The 24612-nt window shown below is 60.3% G+C and carries 21 protein-coding genes and 1 pseudogene; 5 read left to right on the forward strand and 17 right to left on the reverse strand.

Annotated elements, in window-relative coordinates; translation table 11 throughout:
- Positions 1–76: 76 nt before the first annotated feature.
- Positions 77–868 carry a glycoside hydrolase family 16 protein gene (locus ACH79_RS35945; RefSeq protein ID WP_161855159.1) on the forward strand — a complete coding sequence of 264 codons (792 nt, stop codon included), beginning with the start codon at positions 77–79 and terminating at the stop codon, positions 866–868.
- A gap of 5 nt (positions 869–873) precedes the next feature.
- Here the strand turns inward: ACH79_RS35945 and ACH79_RS35950 are convergent, their stop codons facing one another.
- Genes ACH79_RS35950 through ACH79_RS36000 form a run of 11 tightly spaced genes read right to left on the reverse strand, consistent with a single transcriptional unit; the run spans position 874 to position 13377 of the window.
- Positions 874–1938 carry a glycosyltransferase gene (locus tag ACH79_RS35950; protein ID WP_161855160.1) on the reverse strand — a complete coding sequence of 355 codons (1065 nt, stop codon included), beginning with the start codon at positions 1936–1938 and terminating at the stop codon, positions 874–876.
- On the reverse strand, positions 1935–2831 hold the full coding sequence (locus tag ACH79_RS35955) for a hypothetical protein (protein WP_161855161.1): 897 nt from the start codon (positions 2829–2831) through the stop codon (positions 1935–1937). The genes ACH79_RS35950 and ACH79_RS35955 overlap by 4 nt, the downstream gene beginning before the upstream one ends.
- A gap of 2 nt (positions 2832–2833) precedes the next feature.
- Complete coding sequence (locus tag ACH79_RS35960) at positions 2834–4072, reverse strand: acyltransferase (RefSeq protein WP_161855162.1); 1239 nt, start codon at positions 4070–4072, stop codon at positions 2834–2836.
- Positions 4069–5355, reverse strand: coding sequence for a glycosyltransferase family 4 protein (locus tag ACH79_RS35965; RefSeq protein WP_161855163.1), 1287 nt, complete (start codon positions 5353–5355; stop codon positions 4069–4071). Before ACH79_RS35965 ends, ACH79_RS35960 begins: the two co-directional genes overlap by 4 nt.
- Positions 5356–5364: 9 nt before the next feature.
- Positions 5365–6225, reverse strand: coding sequence for a glycosyltransferase family 2 protein (locus ACH79_RS35970; protein ID WP_246738262.1), 861 nt, complete (start codon positions 6223–6225; stop codon positions 5365–5367).
- Between the two features lie 59 nt (positions 6226–6284).
- Positions 6285–6962: a methyltransferase domain-containing protein gene (locus tag ACH79_RS35975; protein ID WP_161855164.1), complete on the reverse strand. Its 678-nt coding sequence runs from the start codon at positions 6960–6962 to the stop codon at positions 6285–6287.
- A 28-nt stretch (positions 6963–6990) separates the two neighbouring features.
- Positions 6991–8760 (reverse strand): Wzz/FepE/Etk N-terminal domain-containing protein, encoded by a 1770-nt coding sequence (locus ACH79_RS35980; RefSeq protein WP_161855165.1) that lies wholly within the window; start codon positions 8758–8760, stop codon positions 6991–6993.
- Positions 8761–8763: 3 nt separating this feature from the next.
- Positions 8764–10194 carry a hypothetical protein gene (locus tag ACH79_RS35985; RefSeq protein ID WP_161855166.1) on the reverse strand — a complete coding sequence of 477 codons (1431 nt, stop codon included), beginning with the start codon at positions 10192–10194 and terminating at the stop codon, positions 8764–8766.
- Positions 10191–11432 carry a polysaccharide pyruvyl transferase family protein gene (locus ACH79_RS35990; protein WP_161855167.1) on the reverse strand — a complete coding sequence of 414 codons (1242 nt, stop codon included), beginning with the start codon at positions 11430–11432 and terminating at the stop codon, positions 10191–10193. The genes ACH79_RS35985 and ACH79_RS35990 overlap by 4 nt, the downstream gene beginning before the upstream one ends.
- Positions 11433–11476: 44 nt before the next feature.
- Entirely contained in the window at positions 11477–12643 is a 1167-nt protein-coding gene (locus ACH79_RS35995; RefSeq protein ID WP_161855168.1) for a glycosyltransferase, read from the reverse strand.
- The gene (locus ACH79_RS36000; protein ID WP_246738263.1) at positions 12643–13377 is read right to left on the reverse strand and encodes a sugar transferase; all 735 of its coding nucleotides are present in this window, start codon (positions 13375–13377) and stop codon (positions 12643–12645) included. Before ACH79_RS36000 ends, ACH79_RS35995 begins: the two co-directional genes overlap by 1 nt.
- Positions 13378–13892: 515 nt before the next feature.
- Here ACH79_RS36000 and ACH79_RS45265 point away from each other — a divergent pair.
- Together ACH79_RS45265 and ACH79_RS43365 are read left to right on the forward strand one after the other, a co-directional pair.
- Positions 13893–14429, forward strand: a complete 537-nt coding sequence (locus ACH79_RS45265; protein ID WP_161855170.1) for a transposase — start codon at positions 13893–13895, stop codon at positions 14427–14429.
- Between the two features lie 436 nt (positions 14430–14865).
- On the forward strand, positions 14866–15402 hold the full coding sequence (locus ACH79_RS43365) for a hypothetical protein (RefSeq protein WP_202639105.1): 537 nt from the start codon (positions 14866–14868) through the stop codon (positions 15400–15402).
- A 618-nt stretch (positions 15403–16020) separates the two neighbouring features.
- Here ACH79_RS43365 and ACH79_RS36015 read toward each other — a convergent pair.
- From ACH79_RS36015 to ACH79_RS36040, 6 genes and pseudogenes are all read right to left on the reverse strand, one after another.
- Complete coding sequence (locus ACH79_RS36015; RefSeq protein WP_161855171.1) at positions 16021–16218, reverse strand: hypothetical protein; 198 nt, start codon at positions 16216–16218, stop codon at positions 16021–16023.
- A gap of 362 nt (positions 16219–16580) precedes the next feature.
- The gene (locus ACH79_RS36020) at positions 16581–17888 is read right to left on the reverse strand and encodes a TRAP transporter large permease (RefSeq protein WP_161855172.1); all 1308 of its coding nucleotides are present in this window, start codon (positions 17886–17888) and stop codon (positions 16581–16583) included.
- Complete coding sequence (locus ACH79_RS36025; RefSeq protein ID WP_161855173.1) at positions 17885–18511, reverse strand: TRAP transporter small permease subunit; 627 nt, start codon at positions 18509–18511, stop codon at positions 17885–17887. Before ACH79_RS36025 ends, ACH79_RS36020 begins: the two co-directional genes overlap by 4 nt.
- A complete protein-coding gene (locus tag ACH79_RS36030; protein WP_161855174.1) occupies positions 18504–19514 on the reverse strand; it encodes a TRAP transporter substrate-binding protein in 1011 nt (336 codons plus the stop codon). Before ACH79_RS36030 ends, ACH79_RS36025 begins: the two co-directional genes overlap by 8 nt.
- 87 nt (positions 19515–19601) lie before the next feature.
- Positions 19602–21260 carry a hydantoinase B/oxoprolinase family protein gene (locus tag ACH79_RS36035; RefSeq protein ID WP_161856739.1) on the reverse strand — a complete coding sequence of 553 codons (1659 nt, stop codon included), beginning with the start codon at positions 21258–21260 and terminating at the stop codon, positions 19602–19604.
- Positions 21261–21262: 2 nt separating this feature from the next.
- Positions 21263–23345, reverse strand: a pseudogene (locus ACH79_RS36040) (hydantoinase/oxoprolinase family protein).
- Between the two features lie 222 nt (positions 23346–23567).
- Here ACH79_RS36040 and ACH79_RS44865 point away from each other — a divergent pair.
- The gene (locus ACH79_RS44865; RefSeq protein ID WP_256380284.1) at positions 23568–23693 is read left to right on the forward strand and encodes a hypothetical protein; all 126 of its coding nucleotides are present in this window, start codon (positions 23568–23570) and stop codon (positions 23691–23693) included.
- 75 nt (positions 23694–23768) lie between these two features.
- The gene (locus ACH79_RS36045; protein WP_161856740.1) at positions 23769–24611 is read left to right on the forward strand and encodes an alpha/beta hydrolase; all 843 of its coding nucleotides are present in this window, start codon (positions 23769–23771) and stop codon (positions 24609–24611) included.
- Position 24612 lies beyond the last annotated feature (1 nt).

Raw genomic sequence — 24612 nt, forward strand, 5'->3', positions numbered from 1 at the left:
GCATGACATCGCCATCATGCATCGCTATGGTTCTTTCGGGTCGGAGGCCTTCTCCTTCAGGGTATGAGGCGTTGACATGGTTACGCGAGTTCTTTTGCTGCTTCTTGTACTGGCTGGACTTCCAACGCTCGGGCGCGCCGATACCGGCGACGAACTCGATCTTTCGGATCTCATACAAACCTTCAGCGAGGATTTTGACACGTTGGACGTGTCCGCGTGGGGACCGGGAACGCGCTGGATCGCCCACACGCCGTGGAACGGCGACTTTGGGAGCGCGGCCTTCGCCGATCCGAAGCCGGGCTTTCCATTCACTACGCAGGACGGCCAGCTCCGCATCGAAGCCGCCAAGGGCGTGGATGGTAAGTGGCGCGGCGGGCTTCTGGCGTCTGTCGATCGGGAGGGCAAAGGCTTTGCGCAGCAGTTCGGGTACTTCGAAATGCGAGCCAGGTTTCCGGCGGGCAAGGGCCTTTGGCCCGCCTTCTGGCTGATCGGCCTCGATCGCTCTACTCATACGTCCGAGGTCGACGTGGTCGAGCACTACGGCCATATGCCCGCGCGTTACACCGCTTCGGTTCATGTGTGGGATCGCAAGGTGCCGAAAAACTCCCGCACGACGCACAAGTTCGTCGCGGTGCCGCCGAATTCCCTTTACGCAGACTTCCACACCTATGGTGTAAAGATCGACGGCGAGTGGACGCGTTTCTATTTCGATCGTCGTGAGGTGGGGAGCGTGCCGACGCCTGCCGAACATCATCAGCCGATGTACATGCTGATCGATCTTGGGCTTGGCGCCGGATGGCCCATCGACGAGGCACCAAGCCCGTCCTACATGTACGTCGACTATGTCCGAGCGTGGCAGAAGCGTTGAGGCAGTCATGCCGCAATCCTCGTGGCAACTGCCAGAAAGGCATCAATCTGCTGCTTGAAGTCGAGTTCCGGGCGGCGCGAATGCGCCAGCGCTGCCTGCTGTAGCTGCTGGTAGTACAGATCGTCGCACCACATCCGTCTCAACTCGGTGGCCCAGGTGCAGGCAGGCGCGTCATACTTGATGATGGCCCCGCCTGCACCGACCGTCTCCGGCAATGCGCCGCGATCGCTCGCCAGCACGGGAATTCCGCTGAACTGTGCCTCTGAAACGACGCGGCCCCAGGTCTCCGCCTCCCATTGGCTCGGCACAAGCAACACACGTGTCGAGGCGTAGATCGGCGACATGTCGTCGTTGCGCTCGACAAGTTCGACGTTGGCCAGCCTGCGGATACGCCCCTTGAGCAGCGCGGCCTGCCGCATTCTCAGGGGCCACCCCTTGACGAAGCGGAATCGAATGTCCGGACACTGCTCGGCAATCGCGAGGGCGACATCGACGCCCTTCTCGGCCACCGGATTGATGAAAGTGACGTAGCGACGATCACCAGCCAAGCGATAGCGCTCGGCCCGAAACACAGGCGGAATCACGCAGGCATGAATCCCGAACCGTTCGCGGAACCGTCCCGCAGTAAATTCCGAGTTGGCAATATAGGCGCAAAAAGGAAGACCTCCGCTGGTGGCGGTCCAACGCCGGCGGCCCATTTCAAATTCGAGCCCGTGCAGATAGGCGATCGCCGGCACGCCGCGGCGGACGAACGCCTCGGCGATCTCAACCATCTTCCCGTTCTGAACCACGACCAGACGAGGGAGAGGCAGCCCATCAAGACTGTCCCAAGGCTTGCGCGATCGGTAGACATCGTAGCCAAGCTGCCGGTCCACGCACACGTCGGTCCCGCGAAGAAAGTTGGCGGCGGCTCGCAATGCGCCATCCACGCGCCGTAACGGCAACCGCGACAAGACGGACGTCTTGACTCCGCGACGGTTCAGTTCGAGCGCGAGCTCATGGGTATTGACTTCCAGACCACCGACGACGTGGGGAAGGTATGATGTGCCGCTGGCCAGTAGAATGCTCACGAGCCGCCTCTGTCCGAATTCGATCTCTCTACAACTCCAACAGCCTCGACTTCCGGCTGCCGTTTAGCGGTGAGATAGAGCCACATCTGCGTTCCAGTGCGCCGCTCGTTCATGAGTTCGACAGCGGTGCGCGGCATGAACTTCGAAAGCTCGGGGATGATCGCAGCGGGCAGGTCTGCAAGCGAACGTGGCCGCGCGACAATCTGCTCAACATTGTGCGTTTCCGAAAATCGCGCCTTCAACTTTTCGGTGCAGTTGGGCACGAACGCATCATGCGTCTCCACCAGGATGTCGGCATAGGACAAGCGTGGGACCTTGACGAGGTCCAGCATGTCAAGCTCTCCGCCTTCGATATCGGCAAGCACTAGGGTCGGACCGGGGAGTTCGGCGAGTTCGGCCCCGAGGTCATCCGGACGGCAGAAGCCCCTGAGCGTCAACCGGGCGCAAACGTCGTTCAGAACAGCCGCCCGCAGCAGGCCGGCATGATGCTCCAGGGCACCCTCGAAGGCTGTAACGCTCGTCCTTGGCATCTGTCGCAAGAATCCGATGGCGTAGTATCCATCAGCCGCACCGACGTTGATGATGCGCGGATAGCCGCGCGCAATCACCTGGCGCACAACGTCATGCAGCTCCAGCTCCTGCGTGCCGAGAAGATAACCGAGCAGATTCCGGCTTGAGACCGGGGTCAAGCTCAGTTGCATTCCCGTAAACGGGCCGGACAGCACCGTGTTAGCCGCGCGATGACGGACCAGGGCTGCGGCCGCATTCCAGCGGGGCATCGCAAGCCAGCGCAGCAGGGCCCTGGCTGACGACGGAAGCAGCCTCCGATAGGAGCGGTAAACGCTCATCGCGACAGAAGAGGATTCGATGGCATTCCACGTTGCGTGCTGCATGACTAGCGTCTCCTTCTGTGGACCATGTCGGCGTGGAAGGGCGTGCCGGATGACAACTCTGGACGCGACGGCTTCAATGGCAATGCAGCTCCATTCCAGGCTGCAGTCACCTCACTAGGCCTCCCGCCCATCGAAACGGCTTTCGATCCAACAAATCGACGCTTATTGAACAATGCACTGACGCGTCGCAATCGCTTGCCGATCGGCTGCTCGACGAAATAATGGATCGCGATAGCTGCCAGGATAGCCGCGACGGCAGACACGGGGACGAACATCCATGATTCGCTTTTCCCGAAGAACCACCACCAAAGCTTCTCCGCGGCAATGATCGCAAAGAAATGGAACAGATAGAGGCTGTACGATGCATCTCCCACCTGCACGAGTCTTTGGGTGAGCCATCGCGTGTCGTCTATCCGCACCGTGACACAAAGGACGACACAAATCGCACTGATAACCCAGAAAGCAGCGATCCACTCAACGTCAGCGGGATAAGTGCGAACGAAGACTGCAAACAACGTGACATCAACAGCGAGAAACGCGGCCAGCGCGATCAAGAGGGTCGCGTGACTGCGAGCGGTATGCGCGATCTTGAGCCAGCGAGCGGCGACTCCGATCAAGACGCCGACACCGAACAGCAGGATGATAGGATCGGAATAGAACGTGATCAGGCTCGTGGGGGAGCGCGTATCGGCAATCGGCTTGAAGAGCGTTCCGGTCAAAACAACTCCTGCCATCAGAGCAATCAACGCCGCCAATCCCTTCCTGCGCGACAGCAACAGCACCGAGGCAAAAGCCGCGTAGAACATCATCTCGTAATTCAATGTCCAGCCTACGCCGAGCGTCGGACGCATCGCCGCCATCGGACCTGGCTCGACCGCAACCGGAATGAAAAACAGCGAGCAGATCAGCTTGTGGGCGTCGAGCCCGGCGCCGTGATGAAGGCGCAGCGCAACTTCAAGCGCGGTGGCCAACCAATAGATCGGAACGATCCGGATGATGCGGCTGGCGATGAACTGCCTCGCGGCGCCGGGACGAGCAAAGTTGTCGTAGTACGTGTACGACATGATGAAGCCGCTGATGATGAAGAAGATCCAGACGCCAAGGATGCCGATGTGAATCGCGATCTGACTGGTCAACGGATCGGTCGGGGCCCATTGGGCTTGCCGCAAGATTGCATGAGAAACAAGGACCAGGAGCGCCGCAACGGCACGCAGGATCTGGATCGCAGCAAGCTTGTTCATCGCGCTGCGGCCTCCTGCAGGGCGTCGCTATAGTGCGAAACAAGTCGTTGCGCCCACTCGCTCGGGCTTAGCGAGAAGCGCGCGGCGTTGGCGTACGCCAGACCGCTCATCGAAGCAGTCAGCTCGTCGTTGGATGCCAGGATCGACAGAGCTTTGCTGAAAGCACCCCGATCGTAAGGATCGCAGGATATGCCTGCTCCGACCTCCGATAGTTCGTCGGCGATCATCGCAAAACTGGAGACGACGACCGGAAGACCACTCGCGAGCGCCTCGAATGCCACCAGGCCGAACGGCTCACGGTAGCGGCTCGGCATGACCAGGGCCCTGGCATCGCGGGCGAGTGCGTGCATGTCATTTGCGCTCTTCCACCCGGTGAACTCCACGTCCGGATAGATCCCGGCAAGCTTGCCCTCGAGCGGACCGCTACCTATCACACGAACGGGCACGTTCGCGTCGCGGGCTGCCGCGAGAAGAAGGTCGACACCCTTGTCCTCCTCGAGCCTGCCAACGAACAGGAACACCTTGTTTCGCTCGGCTTCGATGCGTCGCGGGTGCCACGGCGTAACCGGGTTGCGCAGCGTCGCAAGCTTCGCCCGCGGAATTCCACCGCGTTCGAGATGCGGCAGCATGCCTTCATGAACCGCTAGAACTTTGGCACCCGACGCTAAGTCGAAGACTGCGCGACGAATTTCCTGTCGGACAGATCGCCAGAGCTTGTGGGTATAGTTGCGTCGATCGCACGAGCTGAGCAGGCACGACGCGCTCATCGGCCGCAGCGCGCAGGGACTTTCGTTGCGGAAGTTGAAATAGCCGCCGTTCGGACAAACCAAGAAGAAGTCATGAGCATTGACGATCAGGCGCTTTGCAACTGGACGCAGCGCATGGAAAACCGAAGGTGATAGTACCTTCGACCAGCCATGCAGATGATAGATCGTGCCCAGCGTATCGTTGGTGGCAATCCAGGCGGCCATTTTTTGTTCGGCCGAGACGTTGTACAGCCCGTCCAGTGCCGCGCGCGGCAATGCCTTTCGGAGGATATGCTCACCGCCAACAGCCACGACATCTGCATTGCGCAGCCGGGGCTCGGAGTGCAAGCCATCGTCGCCAGTGAAGTAAGTAACCGGAATGCCACTGCCATCCAGCAATTCCGCGGAATGCAACGCCACATTCGTGGCGCCTCCACGCACTTGGGATACATCGTTGATGATGACGACACGATCCGGCACTGGCCGCGCTTTTAGCGACCCGGATGCCGGACGAAAGTGGTCAACCACCTGCAACATACATGTATCTCACAAACTCAAAACGCGTTTCGGTGACAGGCGGCCGGCCAGCAGGTCGAGCAGCGCACGAATGTTCCCTTTCAGTCGACCCGCGCGATCGATGTAGGGCTCCGGGCGAAACGTCTTGGCGACGTTGGCCACGATGTTGCGGCTCATGAGCTTCAGCGCCTTGCTGCTCGAGCAGGTGCCCTTGCGAACCAGATAGAGCGGGTTGGAGACCTGCGAGTAGCCAAGCCGGCGACCCGATTGACGGCTGGACTTCACGCCGAGGTGTACGCCGCGCGCAGCACTGATCTTCACAATCCGGCCATATGCCGCCATGCGACGGCTGAAGTCGACATCCTCCAGCCAGCCGTAGAGTGGCAGGATCTCGTCAAACTCCAGCCCCCTCGCGCGCACCACGTCGATGCGTATCGCCATGTTGCAGCCGTAGGCGTTATAGACGTCCTCAATCTCCAGCGTTGGCTCCGCCTCACCGTCTCGCTGCAGCGTCTTGAGCGCATCCTCGAAGGCGAGCCCGGGACCACGAATGCCGTCGGCGACAACATGTCCGGTGCCAACGACAACATCGGGCCTGCTCTTAAAGATCCGTTCGACAGTCTGAAGATAACCGGGACAAGGCACGAAATCGTCGTCGAGGAAGACCACGACGTCAAAGGCTGCGCACGCCCTGAGGATCGCATTACGCTGTATCGTCAGGCCCCGATCACTGGTGATGCAGCGAAGTCCCGGATGCCCTGAATCGATCCCTGATATGTCGGCTGGAGACGGGCCGCAAACAATGACAGCATCGGCACTACGCGTCTGCACGCGCAAGCGCTCCAGCAGCCGCGCAAGAATGAGCGGGCGACCCGACGTTGCAATACCCACGACAATCCTGAGCGGCGGATGCTGCGCGCGTTCTTCCGACCAATTGGCGCTTGTGCCATTCATCCAGCCGCCTCCGCAGGTCCGAGCGGCTTCCTGGCGTATGCCCACACCATGATGGGAACATCCGGCTCGTTGCGCAGTGAGCCGAAGAAACCGCGCTTGCGCCATGCGGACAGGTTCGCCTTGAGGCACGAACGATTGCCCCAGGCGAAGGTCTGGATCCCAGCTTCGGGAAACCCTGCCTCCTGCAAGAGGCAGGAAAGCCCCTCGGACGTCCACCGGTTACAATCGATCGGCGATGGGTGATAGCGAACCAGAAACGGCGTGGCGATGAGGAAGTGGCCGCCTGGCCGCACCATCGCATGTACATTGCGAGCAGCACGGGCCGGCCACTTCAAATGCTCAAAGACCTGATCGGCGATCACCAGATCAAACTGATCCGGCAGGGCGTCCTTGCAGATATCAAACGCCGGATAGCTCGTGCCCGTAAACGACTCGAAGGCAAACCTGCTTTTCCATTGCGAGCCGGCCGACACCTCCAAAACACGAAGTCGCTCCGGTCCCAGCCGTGCGATAAACTCGAACGCATGTCGATACATTGCCACACGCACCCAGTCAGTCGTGTCATAGCCAATCGCTTCGAGGTACCTTTTCATCACCGCCTTGAGCCGGGGACGACTTCGAATGGCCGACAACACAGGAGTTGCTGAAGGTTCGACAAATGCGCTAACGGTCATCACTACCTCTCTCTCTGCCCGGCGATCGTCATGACCAGGTCTTCCGAGCAATTGCGGGCACGCGGTTGAGAACGGCACCGAGCACCTTGCCGCCTGCAAGATTGAGTTCGATCAGGCCGTCTCTTGTCTGGTCGACCGTCGTTTTCCCGAAGTCGACTACGATGATCACCTGGTCGACGTAGGGAATGAGCAGCTTCCAATGATCCGACGACAGCAGCGCTGGCAGATCGACGATGATCCGTTCGAACTCCAGCCGGGATTCCGTGAGTACTTCCGCCGTCCGTTCTGTCAGGAGCCGATTGGTTTCGCTCGGCTGGAGGTAACTTTCGGTAGACGGCAACAATGCCAGTGCAAGAGCGCCAGGCTCGACCGCTTGCTCGGACTCCTGTCGTCCATCCGGCTGCGTTTTTGTCGCCGTTCTGGCGACCAGTTCCTGACTCAATGTCCGGCTGTCAGCGCAGCTATCGACCAGAATGGTCCGTGCGCCGCTTCGGGTGTATTCATTGGCCAGGCATGTCGCAACCGTCGTCGACCCCTCCCCTTCGCAACACGCAATCACGCCGATGCATAAGACATCCGGATTCGCCGTTAACGACGCGATAGTTGTTCTTATCCTTCGAAGATCGATCTTCACCGAAGTGCTGAGGCGGCCGGCCGCAATCCTGCTCAAGGTACCCGCAACGTCTTGGGTCGTCGCGTTCCTGCTGAACCACCGCAGCTTCCCCTCCCGCCAAATGCTCGCTTCTGAAAGATCATTGATCGCGCCAAGGGGGGTTACTCCGACAGTCGTGCTGAGCTGCGTTAGGGAGCGAACGGTACGATCGCCAGTGAGGCGTACCGCCGCAAACGCCGTACCGCTCAATCCTCCCAGAATAACCGCGAATGCAAGAACGAGCGTGGTGCGCGGGCTGCTCTTGCCCAGCGGGGCCGACGCCCGAGAAATGATTCTCACGTCAGCGTCCGGATAGCTGATGCGCTGCAGCGTCTCGTTGTATTGGCGCTGGAAATCATCGTACATCCTGCGATAGCTGGTCGCGATGCTCTCGAGTTCTTCGAGCTTTGCTCGGGCGTCCTGGCTGGAAAGGGAGTCGCCGACAGAGCGGAAGCGGTTAACCCTGCGCGCCGCCTCGAACGCCTGCTGCTGCAGGGTCTCCAATCGCCCCGAGAGCCACTTGCCCTGCTCCTCCGCGAGCTTTGACTTGGCCTCGACTATCGTTCTGATGAAAGACTCAGCGATTTCATTGGCGATCTCTGCAGACGAGTTTGGATCGGCGGACGAGAAGGAAATCTCTATGACTAAAGACTGCCCGATTCGTTTCGTTGACAGTTTGCCAGCAAAGCGCGACGCAACTTCACGAAACTGCGTCGTATCTGGGGGACCCGCCTCCCCTGCTGCGGACGCCGTCGAAGTCGGAGTAATCCGCGCTAAGAGGGTTTGAACGAGCGAAGGTCCGGTCGCGAACTCCTGCCGCTGCTCAAGTTTCAGCCGTGAGATAACCGAATTGGCGACCCGGTCGGACTTGATTACCTCCATCTGGCTCTCAACGCGCGACTGATCCGACGTCATCGTCGCAGGCATCGGCGCTGCATTGAATAGTTCCGCCCCCCGGTTGGGGTCGATGAGGACGCTGGTCGTTGCCACGAATATCGGCGTCGCCAGCAGAAGATAGACCACGGCGGCAGAGACGGTCCCTGCGATGAAAACAGCAATCGTTTTGCGGTTCTCCAGGAGAAAGGCGGCAATGTCCCAGACACCGAACACTTTGTCATTCGATTCCGGATAGTGCGGCTGTATCATGAACTACGTCCCTGCAGCGTGAAATGACGCGCGCCAACCAACGGATTGCTTTTTCACCAACGCCGGAGCCGCACGCTCACGCAATTGTCGCCCGCTGGCGGCAAGCGCAAAAAAGATGAAAAAGAGAAACCCAAGATCGACGCTACCGGCCGATATGCAGGCGGAGCCAAAGAGAGCAAGGCATGCGTTCAGGCCTGCACGCCCGACAACGTCCACAAAAGAAATCGGCTTTCCCATCGCGAACACCGACGCCAGGGTCACGACGAACAGGAGCAGGCCGAGAACGCCAGTATTGGCGAGCAAGGCGACCACAAAGCTCGACGCCCGGACACTCCCGAGCCCGGCGCCGAAACCCGAAGTGTCCCAAAAATTCTGTAGCGCGAAGTAATTCCAGCGCATGCGCTCAATCCCGGACTGACTTGCCAGCTTGTTGGAAATGGCGGACTCGTACAGGCCCGTAACAGCCGACCAGACCGAAGGCACGAACAAGATGACCACTAACAGCAAGAACGGGATCATCGAGACGATAAAAAGATAGCTGCAGTCCCTGCCGGTGGCCTGTCCATTGGCGAGCTTCACAAGCGCACCGATCACCATGAGCGACGAGAACATCGCCAAGGATCCATAGGCCGTCGTCGAAGTCGATAACAACAGCGATAGCGCGAGAAGCAGCGCGAGCGATCCGGTGATGCGAGTGCGGAACCCGTACAGCCAGAGGCTCAGGGTAAATGCGTGCAAGCCGAGCGCCGCGTAGCCGAAGGCGCCGGCTTCGGTGAATGTGCCGACGATGCGTTTGAATCCGCCGATTTCCCCGGACTCGAGCATCCGGTAGTTGGCATTGCGGAGCCAGGAGAGCAGGAATCCCGTGTCGGTATAATGTGTGGCGACGTCGGCGACGGCCGACGCGAGCAAAACCACCGCACACACGATCAACGCGTTTGTGATGCCCTTGGCCTGATCCCGGACCATAAGGGCCCAGGTGCTCATGAAGCAGCCGAGATCCGCGATGAGATAGAAGGCCTGCGTCGCATTGGCGGCTCGAGGTTTCAAGGGCAGACTGACGATCCCAACGTCGGCGTCGTTTCGCGCGAGCGAGTAGGCGTAGGTCAGGCCCTGAAACAGCCGGGGCATAAAGAATGCGGTTGCAACGGCGTAGATCGTGAACAACAGGATCCAGAAACCGGGACCCGGCGGCGCAAGACTCTCGAGCGCTGCAGTACGCAGGTGTGGTCGCAGTCCGACCGTTATCGCAAGAAAGATGGCGACTACCAGAACCGGTGGGACGCTTGCGTCGCCCAGCGCTGGAACCTTGAAGGCGGCCGCCGCCCCCAGCAGGGTAGCCAGGGCCATCACCCAGAATGCGGCGATCGGGCCCTGCCACAACGCCCAGAGGCCCACCAAAACAGTCCCAATGCCGATCAGTTCGACTGTCATGCGCGAACCTTGCTGAGAGGCATTGCATTCAAGGCCCGTTCGGAATGCTCGATCAGCTTTGGCCGAGTCTCCCCCTTGAGCAGCCGCACCAAACTATCGATCGATGCCCCCGTTAATGCGAGTACACGCTTATGTTGGACATCACAGATCGTCTCGGCCCGCGCAGCGGCCAAGAGCTCCGGCATTGTCTGCACAGCGTCAGCGCTGAACTCCACCAGGTACCGGCTCCGCCCGACATTTGCGAAGAACGCCGCTAGCTTTGAGTCCCAACTCAAGCCGACGTGCGCCACGCGGTAGGAGTAAGCAAGGATGCACGCGTGCAGCCGGTGGGCGATAACTGCATCGAAGCTTCCGACCAGTTCCGCGAGTTCCCGGGGACTCCTACAGTCCGGCGCGCGCGTCAGCCCATCGTCATCACGGAATGAATCAACGACACGGTCTAGGCAAGTCCGGTCTTCCCGAGCTCCGTTCGAGAAACAGGTTACGTCGTATCCTGAAGCCAGCAGTCGCCTTATCAGGCTTCGATAGAGCCCCATGATGATCGTATCATCGGACTGTCCCTCCCCGTGATGTTGCAAAATAACCGGATGGGTTATCCCGACGCCAATGACAGGGCGTTTGCGCTGTCGCCGCACAATTGATGGCCACACCTGAGAAGCCATCAGGCCGGGATCCGGCGTCACGACGACGCCCTTCACGCGACGCTGGCGTAGCCGTTTCGCAGAGTCCCCGTCGCGCGCACCTGCGAACACCAGTTGGTCAGCATGTAACAGTGACGAGATCAGTCCTGCACCTCGTCTGGACCGGCTTTCGGCGACACCTAGGCCAAACAAGGCGATCGGAACATTGTTGCGCTTGCACTCAGCCGCTACAATCGACAGCTTGACCGGGAAATTGAGGTCGCCGTCCTGGATTAGCTGGCCACCACCGACAATCGCGAGATCGGCATCGCAGAGCGCTTCGCGCCAGACCGGTCGGCATTTCCTCCTCATCTGAAGGCGAAGGATTGCCTCGACCAACACGTCGCGCAGGATCGCGGGCGTCATCTGCAATGCTTTCAAGGCAAGGACACGACCGCCGGACCTCGCCGGACTGTCGCGATCGGTGCGTCCGGCAAGATCTAGAGCTTCAATGCTGACATCGGGTAGCCGCCGCCCAAGCTCGGCTTCGAGGCATTCGGCAATCACCCCATCACCGAGGTTCGGGCTGTACTTAACGTTGAAGGTGACAACCTTCATGATACTACCACTCGACACCGTGAGAGACTGAGAGTTCATCCGCCCTAGAACTTGCTCGCATGGACGACTCGCGCTCTGGTGCTGGACGGATTCTGATTCTGGTAGCCGGCAGCAACTGTCGCGTTTTCGCGCAATGCCCGCTCGACCGAACGTCTCATCTGGTGCTTAAAGCGCTCCTTACTGAAGCCGGCTGCATGCCGAACGATGTCGGTGACAGAGAAGCTGATCGTCTCGGAGCGCGCAATCGCATTCCCGAGCGCCTCCGTGGTCTGCTCCGCGAACAGCACACCAGTAACACCGTCGACGACTGTTTCGGTGGCTCCGCCGCGGCCGAACGCGATGACGGGCCGGCCGCTCGCCATCGCTTCGACCGGCACGATACCAAAGTCTTCTTCACCGGGGAAAATCAGAGCCAGACAACGCGCATAATGATGCCGAAGGACTGCAAATGCCTGCGGCCCCATAATCATGACGTTGGGCCGCGCGCGCCGTTTCAGAGTCTCCAGCATCTCACCGCCGCCTATGACGATGAGTCTCTTGCCAGACGCGTTGAAGGCGTCAACGACCAGGTCGGGCCGCTTATAGGCAACAAGTTCCCCCACCATCAGATAGTAGTCGCCGACATCAGAAGCCGCCACCTGTTCGAAGGCGTCGACATCGACTGGTGGAAAGACAACGTCGGATTCGCGGCGAAAGTATTTGCGGATACGTGATGACACATTGTTGGAGTTGGCGACGAACAAGTCGACCCGAGCGGATGACCCCTGATCCCAGTTGCGCAGGTAGTGGGAGAACAGCGTCATCGCGACGCGCGTCAGCACGCCGGACGCGAACCTATAGTCGTGGTACATGTTCCAGATGTACCGCATCGGGGAGTGGCAATAGCAGACATGGACCGCATGCGCGGGAGGAATGATCCCCTTCGCGGGACCGGATTCGCTGCTGATGATCAGGTCGTAGCCGCGAAGGTCGAACTGCTCGAGCGCAAGCGGCATTAGCGGCAGATACTTCTTGTACCAGACCTTTGCGCGCGGCAGCCTAGCGATAAACGACGTGATGATTCGATGGTTAGCAATCGCCGGGGAGATGGACTCCGGCGCCACCACATGCGTGAAGATGTCGGCCGATGGGTAGAGTTCGCAGATGGCTTCGAGAACCTTCTCGCCGCCGCGCATGCCGACAAGCCAATAGTGGACTATTGCGACCCGCATCAGTATGTGCCCTTGGCCGTAATCAGCACCGGCACTGTCTTCGCGATGATCTTAATGTCATTCCAGAACGACCAGTTCTCGACATAGTCTCGATCGAGGGAAACGCGGCGCTCGTAGGAAACATCGTTGCGGCCGCTGACCTGCCACGCGCCGGTCAGACCGGGACGCGTCAGCAGATAGTGCCCCGCGCTCGGTCCGTACATTGTGATCTCTTCGGCGACTACCGGCCGCGGACCGACGATGCTCATGTCGCCACGAAGAATATTCCAGAGCTGCGGCAATTCATCCAGGCTGGTTTGACGCAACACCTGGCCGACCGCAGTCACGCGTGGATCTCGCTTTAGCTTGCGTGTTTCGGCCCACTCCCTCGCAGCCTCGGGATTATCGCGAAGGTAGCGCGCCAGGACCGCGTCGCCATCCATCACCATTGTCCTGAACTTCAGACACCCGAAGCTGGAAGAGCGAAAGCCGACGCGTGGTTGCCGATAAAGAATGGCACCTCGATCCGTGACCTTTAGAAGCAATGCAACGAGGAGAAAGAGCGGTGCAAAGGCCAGTAGCGCTGACGAAGAAACGAGAATATCGAGCAGCCGTTTCGGTACGCCCCCGATCGGATACCTCGCCGATCTCTGCTTGATACGCCTGTCGATAAGCAGTCCAACTTCCGTGGTCGCACTCTTCGGCAACTGAAACAACTGCATTGGCTTAAGCTCCAATAAGGGACCGTTATGCAAGCCGTCCCCATTCCGCAGCTCGCGCCGCGGTCACGACTGGATCTCACTATGTGTCGCTTAGTCGGCAGTGCTCGGGAACAACTCTCCCTCGGTCAGGCCGTGTCGTTAATTAATGCGTAACTATCCTCGTTAATTAGTGCGTAACTATTGGTGCACCGCAACCTGATTATTCTAACCCACGAACGCGTGATGCGTGATCCCTGATGCGCTATAGTTGTGCATGCTGATCGCTCGGTGTGCACGCGCCGCTTGCGAACTCACGCTCGGGAACTGGTCAAGAGCGTAGGGTGACCACGCGCATGTCCTATCGAAGTTCTCATTTCCAGAGAAACCGATCCAAGTCAGCTAGGTACTGACCTGAGCCTTGTCAGCAATCCTTTGCAATCCGCGCTTATGTTCCATTCAAGAACTGGTACGGTTCTCGCATGGGATAAGCACACGTAAAGATTTCAGAGAATGAAATCGAAGGGGAGTGAAACATCTCGGCGACGTTTTGGAAGCAAACGAGGCCCCGTATGTGTACCGATCTCTCTCTCTGCTTCAAAGATGAATGTGCGGCGCTCGAACTCATCGAGGCCTGCCTCTGGCCGAACGGGGTCGTGTGTCCCCATTGCGGCGAAAATCGCCGGACTAGTCTCCTGAGAGGATTGAGTACCAAGACCGGCACTCACAAGTGTTATGGGTGCCGCAAGCTGTTCTCGGTGCGAACGGGCACAATGTTCGAGTGCAGTCACGTCCCATTTCATAAATGGCTGAAGGCTCTCTTCCTGACCGGGTGCGGCACGGAACCTATCAAGCCATTTCAGCTCAGCCGGGCTATCAATGTTTCCTTTAAGACCGCCGTTCTCATGCTCGCGCAGATCGAATTGTCTGCCGTAGAGTGCGGAATACGAACCTCTGACGATAAAGCCGAGACTACGCTGCCTGCGCACGAGCTCTCCACGCTGGCTCCGTCGGAGTTTCCAGTGGTTGGAGAACCGCAAATCTCGACCGTGAACTCACACGCATCGGCCTCCCACGCAGGAGCCAGCCTCGATGCAAAAGCTACCTGAGGTCCGGGATCCCGAGTCAGAGAAGCAAGACAGCGACACAAGCTCGGAACAATACAACGACGATCTCATTGCGCAGTTCAAAAGACGCCTGGGGCACCTCCTGCGGGTTGGCCGGACACGAAAGCGCCCGACCCGCAAGCAGAACAACAAGTCACACGAGGTGGGCAGCAATGACTGACCTCCAGTGCGACGTAATCGTCGGCGGGAGGCGTCGAACTATAATAAAGCTCCTCGGTAACGAAGCGCTTTGTGCCAATAGATAGGGCCAGTCGGCGGCTCGGGTGTCGGCATAGATGCAGCCGCGCTTGTACACAATCGAGCAAAACGCTAATGCAAATCAGCCCATGAAGTTCCTGCATAGCACCGGCTATCGCATTTTCGCCCAAAATTTATTGGCTTCTGCGTCGGGGCAGGCTTCGCCAGATCGGAGTCCTGCATGCGTATGGTACTTCTTGCGTCATTTTTTGTTGTTCTCTCATCGAGCGCATCAGATGCTCGTCCTTCCCGACCTTCCGTCGCCGCATCCGAATGCAACGTCACAATGCCCTGCGACTTGTCTGTCTTCCAGTCTCGTCGCGGGGGACTTGCGTCATATCCGCGAGAACAGCGCGGCTTTCAGCAGCGCGAGATTTCACATCGCAACGCAGTGGCGGAAGTGAGTGGCGGTCGTGGTCAGGTCGTCGGCGGTCGCCCGGCCGGTTGCCCGCGTTCTTTCTGTGGTTGCGGCGCATCCATACGCGTGTTCGGCCATATCGTACCGGGATTGAATCTGGCGGCCAACTGGCTGCGCTTCCCACGAACTTCGCCGGCACCGGGAATGGTTGCCGCGCGCCGCGGGCACGTCTTCGTTCTAGAACAGCACGTCGAAGGCGACATTTGGATGGCATATGATGCGAACTCAGGCGGGCGCTCAACGAGAATTCATGCGCGCTCACTGCGTGGATACACCGTGGTCAATCCGCGCGCAGCGTGACCTAGAGAAATCGCTCGCTGAAAATGTGTGGAAATGGCGACAGGCGCTACGACGGCCTGTCGCTGTTTCATTTAGGCGCGCGTTGATAGGGAAACACCCAGCTTCGTAGCCATAACAGTGGTGGCACCGGGAGTCCGCTTCAACGCTTTTGCGATCTTAGTGACGCCTAACTTTGCTTTGGCCATTGTCTTCATTGTTCGAACATCGTCTCTTGACCACGCGCGGCGAACTACTTTCTTAGCTTTTGCCATTCTTTTTCCGAATCGTATTGGGACATCCGAGCTTCTATCATGGCCGCCTCAATAGCGATCAAAGAACAAGCTTCCATTGCGAAAATGTGAACGTAAGCTTCGCTACGTGAAGGTCGGACGTGTGATCTAGATTACTATCATCGGTCGAAGAAAACGGGCATGTACCCCTATTGAGAGGGACGTACATGGACGAACGATTTTATAGGGATAGAGCGCGCGTCCTTCGGGAGCTTGCGAACGAAGCTGACCCGCTTATCAAAAGAAGGCTTTTGCGTCTTGCGAGCAACTACGACGGTTTGACCACGTTGCGTGATCAAACGGAAAAGAAGCCAAAGCTAAGTTCCATAGACGATAGTCGCGGCAGCAGTTAGCCGACAGACTCGCTCGCTTTAGCTGGCTTGGCGTTCTGAACAATTTCACCATTCAGCCAGTCTTGCTCAACGGCCAAAGCCCGCCATGCGGCTTCCATACGCTTGTATCGGTTGTAAGTTGGCTCGTCAGCAGCGCGCTCGGCAAGTTGCGCGCAGTTCTCCGCATTTTCTAAGAAATGCTGCGATTGCTTCATGATGTCCTCCGTTAGGATGGACATGGGATTGCCTGGCTGGCGATCAATGCGGTCCGGCGTGACAATTTGTCCACATGACGGGCCATAAAATCGTCCGAGCTAAAAGCAACCCGAAACTAGGTACGGAAGGACACGAACCAGACAAAGCCCATAGCGATCACCGCGACACTTACGACGATGATAAGTAGCAATAGAATCGAGGGGCCGGGCTCGGCTTGACGCGCTTCCATGGGTGTTTCGATAATGACGCCGTGCCTTTTTCTTCACCATGATTGCACCTAAATTTTCGGTGCGAGGTCGGCGCGGTCGAGTACCGGGACAGTATCAAATGCTGAGCGATGCGGAGTGGCCTGCCCGCACATCTACTTACCCAGCAGGAAATCGGCTGGCCACGTGACGATGCCGGGGACGAGTGTGATCAATATCCCGAAGCCGCACATGATGAGGAAGAACGGCAGCACTTTCCACGCCACATAGGTCTGTGAATCGCCGGTCAGATTCTGGATCACAAACAGATTGAAGGCGACTGGCGGACTCACTTGCGCCATCTCGATCGTCAGGATCAGGAAGACGCCGAACCAGACTTTGTCGAATCCGGCCGCCAGAACCACCGGCAGTACGATCGGCAGAGTGAGCACGATCATGGAGAAGCCTTCAAGCACGGTACCAAGCACGATGTAGAAGACCATCAGCAACATGATCAGAACGAACGGTGCCAGATTCCAGGACGAGATCGCCCCGGAAATAAATTGCGGCAGTCGCAGGTTCGCCAGCACGGTGCCGACGATGAAGGCTCCGAGGACGATCAAGCCAATCATGCAGGTGGTCTGCACGGTGCCGAGGCAGGATTCCTTCAGCGACTCCCACGTGAGCGCCCGCTGCAGGAGCGCTACCAGCAGCGCCCCCACGACGCCAATCGCCGCCGCTTCTGATGGGCTTGCGATACCGAGATACATCGTGCCGAGCACGGTGAATATCAGGAACGCGACCGGTCCTAACTCGACGAAGCTCTTCAGCTTGTCCGACCAACTCCATTCCGAAATCCGCCGGTCGTGCTCCGGCACGATGTCAGGCCGCATCAGGGCACGTATGGCGATATAGGTCATGAAGCTGCCGGCGACGATGAAGCCCGGCAGGAAGCTGGCGGTCAGCAGCCGCAACAGCGATTCCTCCGCCAGAACCGCATAGATGATCATCGGGATCGAGGGCGGGATCAGGAAGCCGAGCATGCCTCCGCCGGCAAGACTGCCCACAGCGATGTCCTTGTTGTAGCCGCGCCGCAGCAGCTCCGTCAGCGTGATGCGGCCCACCACCTGCGTGGTAGCGGCCGACGATCCGGAGATCGCCGAGAACAGCGAGCAGCCCAAAATAGTGGTGTGCAGGAGCCGGCCTGGGAGAAAGCCGACCCAGGGAGCGATCCCGGTGAACAGCGACTGCGACAGGCGTGTGCGGAACAGCAATTCACCCATCAGGATGAATAGCGGAAGCGAAACGACCTCGGACGAGGTAAGCACGTTGAACGACCACAGCCCGATCTGCCGCATGGTCGGGCGCGAAGTGAACAGGTCGAGCATCACGATGCCGATACCGATCAACGCCGGTCCGATCCAGATGCTGACAAGCAGCGTGGCCGAGAGCAGTCCCAGCAGGGTCAAGAGAACGATGGTCACGACGCCTCCGCCTTCGCATCCTGACCGACGCGCAACGTCTCATCCTCGCCGGGCTCACCGCGCAGCACGCGCACGAAGCGCGTCAGCGATTGCAGCGTGAACAGCAACGCGCCCAAGGCCAACGGAAACTGGGCGATCCAGAGCGGAAGTTCACTCGCCTTGTCGGAGCGCGATTCGCGCATCCAGGAGAGCCAGGTCAAATGCCCGAGCGCAAAGGTCAGGTAAGCGGCGACGATCACGCACAGCGCCGTCGCGAACAGATCGAGAGCGCGCTGGCCGGGCGGCGACAGGTTGTCGAGCAGCACCTTCACCCGTACCTGCGAGCCCGTCCGCAGTGAATAGGCGGCGCCCAGCATGAACGCCGCGCCCATGAGGTAGGCACTGAACTCCCAGGCGAAGTCGATGCTCTTGTTGAAAATGTTGCGGGCGACGACTTCTGCGACAATCAGCATCAGGATGCCGAGGATGCACAGGGCGGACGCCCACGCCCCCCATTCCGACAGGCGGTCGACGCCGTCCAGGACGCGCGCTACTGCATCCAAGGCTGGCCTAAGGCCCGCCTGCTTGTCCGTCTTGCCGTCTGACGTATTAGCCGCGGCCGCGCCGGCAGCGACATCATGCACGGCCGATATCCTTCCTGTATTTGCTGATGATATCGCCGGCGATGGCCCCCGCACGAGCGATAAAGGCCTGCTCAAGACTTGCCGTCTTCTCGCGCATCTCCTTCAGCAGGGTCGCAGGCACTTCGACCAGTTCCATGCCGCCCTCGATCAGGCGCTTGCTGCTGGCCTTATCGGCCTCGATCGACACGCTCCAGAACTCAGGCTCGAGCTTGGCGACGAGGTCCATGATAGCCTTCTGGTGCGCTGGCGAGATCTTCTTCCAACTGTCATTGTTGATGGTGACGATCTGCGAACTCCACACATGGTTGGTCCGGTAGAAGTACTTCAGGAACTCCCAGAACTTGCCGTCCACACCCGAGACGGAAGAGGTGGTCACCCCGACAACCGCGCCCGATGCAAGCGCCGGCACTGTCTCGCCCCAGGGGATCTGCACGCCCACCATGCCGAGCGCATTCACCATGTCGCCGGCCTGGCGGTCCGGCACCCGGATTTTCAGGCCCTTGAGACCCTCCAGGTTATCGGTCTTCACCTTGCTGTGGAGGTACTGCGTTGGCCATGGCACGGTGTAGAGGATCGTCTGATTGTACTTGGTCGCTATCTTGTCGAACTCGGGTCGCGAATACTTTTGCAGTACCCGCAGTTCATCCGGAGACGAGACCAGAAAAGGTACACCCTCGATGCCGAGCAACGGCGCTTCGCCGACCTGCTGGATGTTCAGGATGTCGGCCATCGGCACCAGTCCGTCGCGCACGGCATTGAGATGCTCGGGGCCCTTGTAGCCGAGCGAGCCGCCGGCGTGGACAACGATCTCGATCGCGCCGCCGGTTGCCTTGCCGACCTCGGCTGCGAAGAGTTTTGCATTCTTGGTATGGAAATTACCCTCCGGCCAAACCGTCGACAGGTCCAGCTTGATCGTGCTTTGCGCCCGCGCGATGTGCGGAGCGGCCAGGAAACCTGCCGCTGCGGCTCCGGTTGCGATGAATGTGCGCCTGGTCGTCTTCATGAACCCCTCTCCTCTTGCTGAAGCATGTGTGACGTTGTCGTTTCCGAACTTGATCAGGCTGCAAGCGCAACGCTGCCGCCGGGCGCGTCAGTCCGCGAAACCGTAAACCGCAACCGCATTCGCGCTCGACACCAGGCCGCTTTCGACGTCGTCGCAGACGCTTTCCGGCGCGCGCTGCCTTGGGTCGCCGATCCCGGCGCCCCCGGGCGTCATCACCACCAGCCGATCGTCTGGCGGCACGGTCTGAAACCCCTTGCCGCGCAGCTTCTGTCCCGACTTCAGTCCGACATAGCCGGCTTCTCCGTCACGGCCGCCATCACGGCCGCGGGGCGGATGATCGATGCGGTCGAAGGCGGCCAGAATGTCGAACGGAGCATCGACGCCGCTGCCGACTTCGATGATCTGGCCGAGGCCACCGCGGGTGCGGCCGGCGCCGCCCGAATCCGGACGCAGCTCCTTGCGCCAGAAGATCAACGGCGTCTGCGTCTCCGCGATCTCGACCGGCGTGCCGCGTACGCCGCTGGGATAGGCCGTGGCCGACAATCCATCCTTGGCAAAACGCGCACCGGTGCCGCCGTTGCTCGTCACCGCCATCGAGAATCCGTAGTTGCCGCCGGCGCCGCTGCGCGTCTGTCCGCGCACATTTAGATTCCACAGGCAGGACGTGCCTTCGGCCGGCACCCGCTCGGGAATGATCTGACGCAGGCAGCCGAACACCACGTCGGGCAGCATCTGGCCGATGACATGGCGCGACGCCACCGGCGCCGGCTTCGGAGCATTGAGGATCGAGCCCGCGGGTGCCGCGACAGTCAGCAGCGAGAGCGAGCCTGCATTGTTCGGGATCTGCGAGGCGACCACGCAGCCAAGGCCGAACACGGTGTAAGCCGTGGTGTAGGAGAGCGGCACATTGATGCCGAACTTCGAGGCAGCCGAGGTACCGTCGAAGTCGACGTGAATACCCTCTTCCGAAATAGTCAGCGTCGCCACGAGCGTGACCGGCGCATCATAGCCGTCGACGACCATGCTGTTGCGCCAGACGCCCTTCGGTAGTTTGGCGATCTCGGCGAGCACCGCCTCCCGTGAGCGGTCACAGATGAAATCGCCAAGCGTATCGAGTGAAGAGATCTCGAATTCGCGCATCATCTCGACAAGGCGCTGGCAGCCCACATCGTTGCAGCCAGCCAGCGAATAGGTGTCGCCCTCGGTGTCGATCGGCAGACGCGTGTTGCTGCGGATCATCGCCATCAGCGTTTCATTGACGACGCCCTGATCGATCAGCTTCAGCATCGGGATATAGAGCCCCTCCATGAAGACGTCGGTGGCATCAGGCCCGAAACCAATACCGCCGATATCCATCAAATGGCTGGTGCAGGAAAACAGCGCGACCGCCTTGCCGTCCTTGAAGCAGGGCGTGGTGACAACGAAGTCGTTGAGATGGCCGGTCCCCATCCAGGGATCGTTGGTGATGTAGGCGTCGCCCGGCTTCATCGTCTCGATCGGGAAATGCGCGATGAAATGTTTGACCGACTCGGCCATGGAATTGACGTGGCCAGGCGTACCCGTCACCGCCTGCGCCAACATACGCCCCTTGAGGTCGAACACACCGGCCGAGAGGTCGCCGCATTCGCGCACGATCGGGCTGAAGGCCGTGCGCAGCAGCACCTGCGCCTGCTCTTCGACCACGGCGATCAGCCGGTGCCACATGATCTGCAGATCGATCAGGCTCGCGCCGCTTGCCTCATTCATGGTCATGCCGCCTTCCGTTCCATGACGATGCTGCCGGCACCGTCGATATGGGCGTCGAAGCTCGTCGAGACGAATGTCGATGTCTCATCTTCCGCGATCACAGCGGGTCCCGCGATGGTCGCCCCCGGCGCCATCTGGTCACGGTGGTACAGCGGAATCTCGACGATCTTCCCCGCGCGGCCATCGAAAAACTTGCGGCTGCCCGCGGCTTTTCCGGCCGGCTTGCGCGTAACCTCGGCAACGCGCGACGGATTGCGCGGCTCGGTGGTCGCGAGCACCGACCAGCTCAGCACCTCGATCGCAGCGCCCGGGATCGGCCGCTCGAACAAGACCGCATAATCGGTCTCAAAGGCCTGGCGCAGACCTGCGAGATCCGCGGCCGTCAACCGCCGATTCGGCAGCTCGACCGTGATCTCATGTCCCTGTCCGACATACCGCATGAAGGCGGCGCGTCGTTCGCGCACCGGCGCACCGGCAGCGCCGGGCTCGACCAAAGCGCGCGCCTCGGTCGCCATCTCATCCAGCAGGTCGGACACAGCTGCGACATCGAACGCATCGAGCCTGGCATGACGGCTGCGCACCAACTCGTAGGCGATGGGCGCGGCAAGAAATCCGACGGCCGAGCCAACGCCGGCATTGGACGGTACGATCACGCGCGAGACGCCGATCTTCTCGGCGACACGGGCCGCATGCAGCGGCGCGGCGCCGCCGAAAGCGATCAGGGTGTGCTGGCCGACGACGGCGCCGCGCTCGACTGCATGCACGCGGGCAGCGCTCGCCATATTCTCGCACACGACCTCATGCACGGCGTAGGCCGAAGTTTCCGCCGACAGTCCCAGTGGTTCACCAATATCGCGCAACAAGGCCCGTTTAGACAGTTCGGGGCTAAGCTTGATCGTCCCGCCCGCAAATGCGTCAGGATCGATCTTGCCGAGCGCGACATCCGCATCCGTCACAGCGGGTCGTTGACCGCCGCGGCCGTAGCAGGCCGGCCCCGGCTCGGATGACGCGCTCTCGGGCCCGACCGTGACGCGCTTCAGGGCGTCGACCCGCGCGATCGAGCCGCCGCCGGCGCCGATCTCGACCATCTCGATCACGGGAATGCGCACCGGCAGGCCCGACCCTTTCAGAAAGCGGGCGGCGCGATCGACCTCAAACACGCGCGAGGTTTCGGGCTGATACTTTTCGATCAGGCAGATCTTCGCGGTGGTGCCACCCATGTCGAAGGACAGAACCCTGCTCTCGCCGAGACGCGCCGCGATTTGCGCCGCAAAAATCGCGCCGCCAGCCGGCCCCGATTCAACCAGGCGCACCGGAAAGCGCCGCGCCGTCTCGATCGAGGTGACGCCGCCGCCCGAGGTCACGAGGTAGATGGCGCCGCGAAACTGCTCGGCCTGCAGCCCCTCGGCCATGCGCGCGAGATAGCCGTCGATCAACGGCTGCACATAGGCATTGGCCACCGCAGTCGAGGTCCGCTCGTATTCGCGGATTTCAGGGCACACCGCCGACGACAGCGTTACCCAGACGCCCTGCATTTCCTGCTTCAGGATCGCGGCGGCGCGCCGTTCATGCTCGGGATTGGCATAGGAGTGGAGGAAGGCGAAGGCGACACTTTCTACATTCTGCGCGCGCAGCTCGGGCACGAGTGCACGCACGGCGGCTTCGTCGAGCGGCAACCGCACGGCGCCCTGCGCGTCGATGCGCTCGGGGACCGTGAAGCGCAGGGCGCGCGGCGCCAGCGGTTTCGGCTTGTCGATCGCAAGGTCGTATTGATCGTAGCGGCTCTCGGTACCGATATCGAGCACATCGCGGAAACCTTGCGTCGCGACAAGCGCCGTCTTCGCGCCGCGGCGTTCGATAATGGCGTTGGTCGCAAGCGTCGTGCCGTGAATGAAGACGTCGATATCGCATATGTGGGCGCGCGCGTCGGCCAGAATGAGACGCATCCCGTCCAGCACCGCTTGCTCCGGTCGCGTGGGCGTCGTCAGCACCTTGCGTCCTGCGATCCTGGCCCACGTCCAAGACGAAATCCGTGAACGTGCCTCCGATATCGACGGCAAGCCGCACTTCGGCTCCCTCAAGCATTCCAAAATCTCCGCGTGCTGACCGACGAACTGTAGCCAAATGTTCAGCAATTTCCATGCCATTGACTGCGCCGGCGGAGACGTATCCAGCTATTTTGCTGGGCACCTATGCAGCACGGCGCAACTTCGACGAACTCGCCCTTCCCCGGCCAAGCGACTACGGCGCTCGCAAGCATCTCATTGGCACCGGCCCTGTACTTACCCTTCCAAGCACGAGAATTGCATGGTTCCACCCTGCATGAACCTGACCAAACCGGACATCCGCATGCTGCGCTCGCTGACACCGGTCGCCAAAACCGGCAGCATCGCCGCGACCGCGCGGGGGGGCTTGGTCGTACTAAACTCGTGATCGTCCCCTAGGGGACTTGAACAACAACGAACGCTTAGGCTTCAGCGGGAGTGACGCGTGACTGACATATCGGCGATGAAAGACAAAATTCCCGATCCCCGGTCGAGCTGGGCAGCGCTTTCCCAGCCGGAGCGTGACGCCGCCTATGACAACAATGCAGCGGTAAAGAACAGCGCAGCGCTGATCGCCGAAAGAAACCAGATGTCCGAAACGCTGCGCGCCAGCCGCAGCTCGTTTCTTGATGTTCCCTATGGCGAACGCGAAAGGACAAAGATCGACCTCTATCCGGCCGCCGAGAAGACGGCACCCTGCCTGGTCTTCCTGCATGGCGGCTATTGGCAGCGCAATTCGCGCGAAGTGTTTGCCATGCTGGTCGAAGGCGTCGCGGCGCATGGCTGGTCGGTTGCCATTCCCGGATATTCGCTGGCGCCCGACGCTTCGCTGACGGAGATCGTGACTGAGATATCCCGGTCGCTCGATTGGTTGACCCAAAACGGAGAGTCATACGGCATCTCCGGGCCCGTCGTGCTCTCGGGCTGGTCGGCCGGCGCGCACCTCGTCGCAATGGCACTCGAGCACCCGCGCGTCACCGCGGGACTGGCGATTTCCGGCGTGTACGATCTTGCGCCGATCCGCGACACCGGGCTCAACAACGCGCTGAAGCTGACCGACCAGGAAATCGCAAGTCTTTCGCCACTTAGCCTGCCTGCCGTCCACAAGCGGCTCGATATTGCCTATGGCACGGCCGAACTGCCGGCGCTGGTTTTCGATTCGATCAAGCTTCATGAATCGCGGATGGCCGCGCACGCGCCAGGTAATCTGTTCCCGATCGAAGGCGCAGACCATTTCAGCATCCTTAGTGAACTGCGGCGTCCTGACGGCGCGCTTGTCGATATCGCCCGAAAGCTGGTCGGATAGC

It is taken from the genome of Bradyrhizobium sp. CCBAU 051011, assembly GCF_009930815.1.
GTDB lineage: Bacteria > Pseudomonadota > Alphaproteobacteria > Rhizobiales > Xanthobacteraceae > Bradyrhizobium.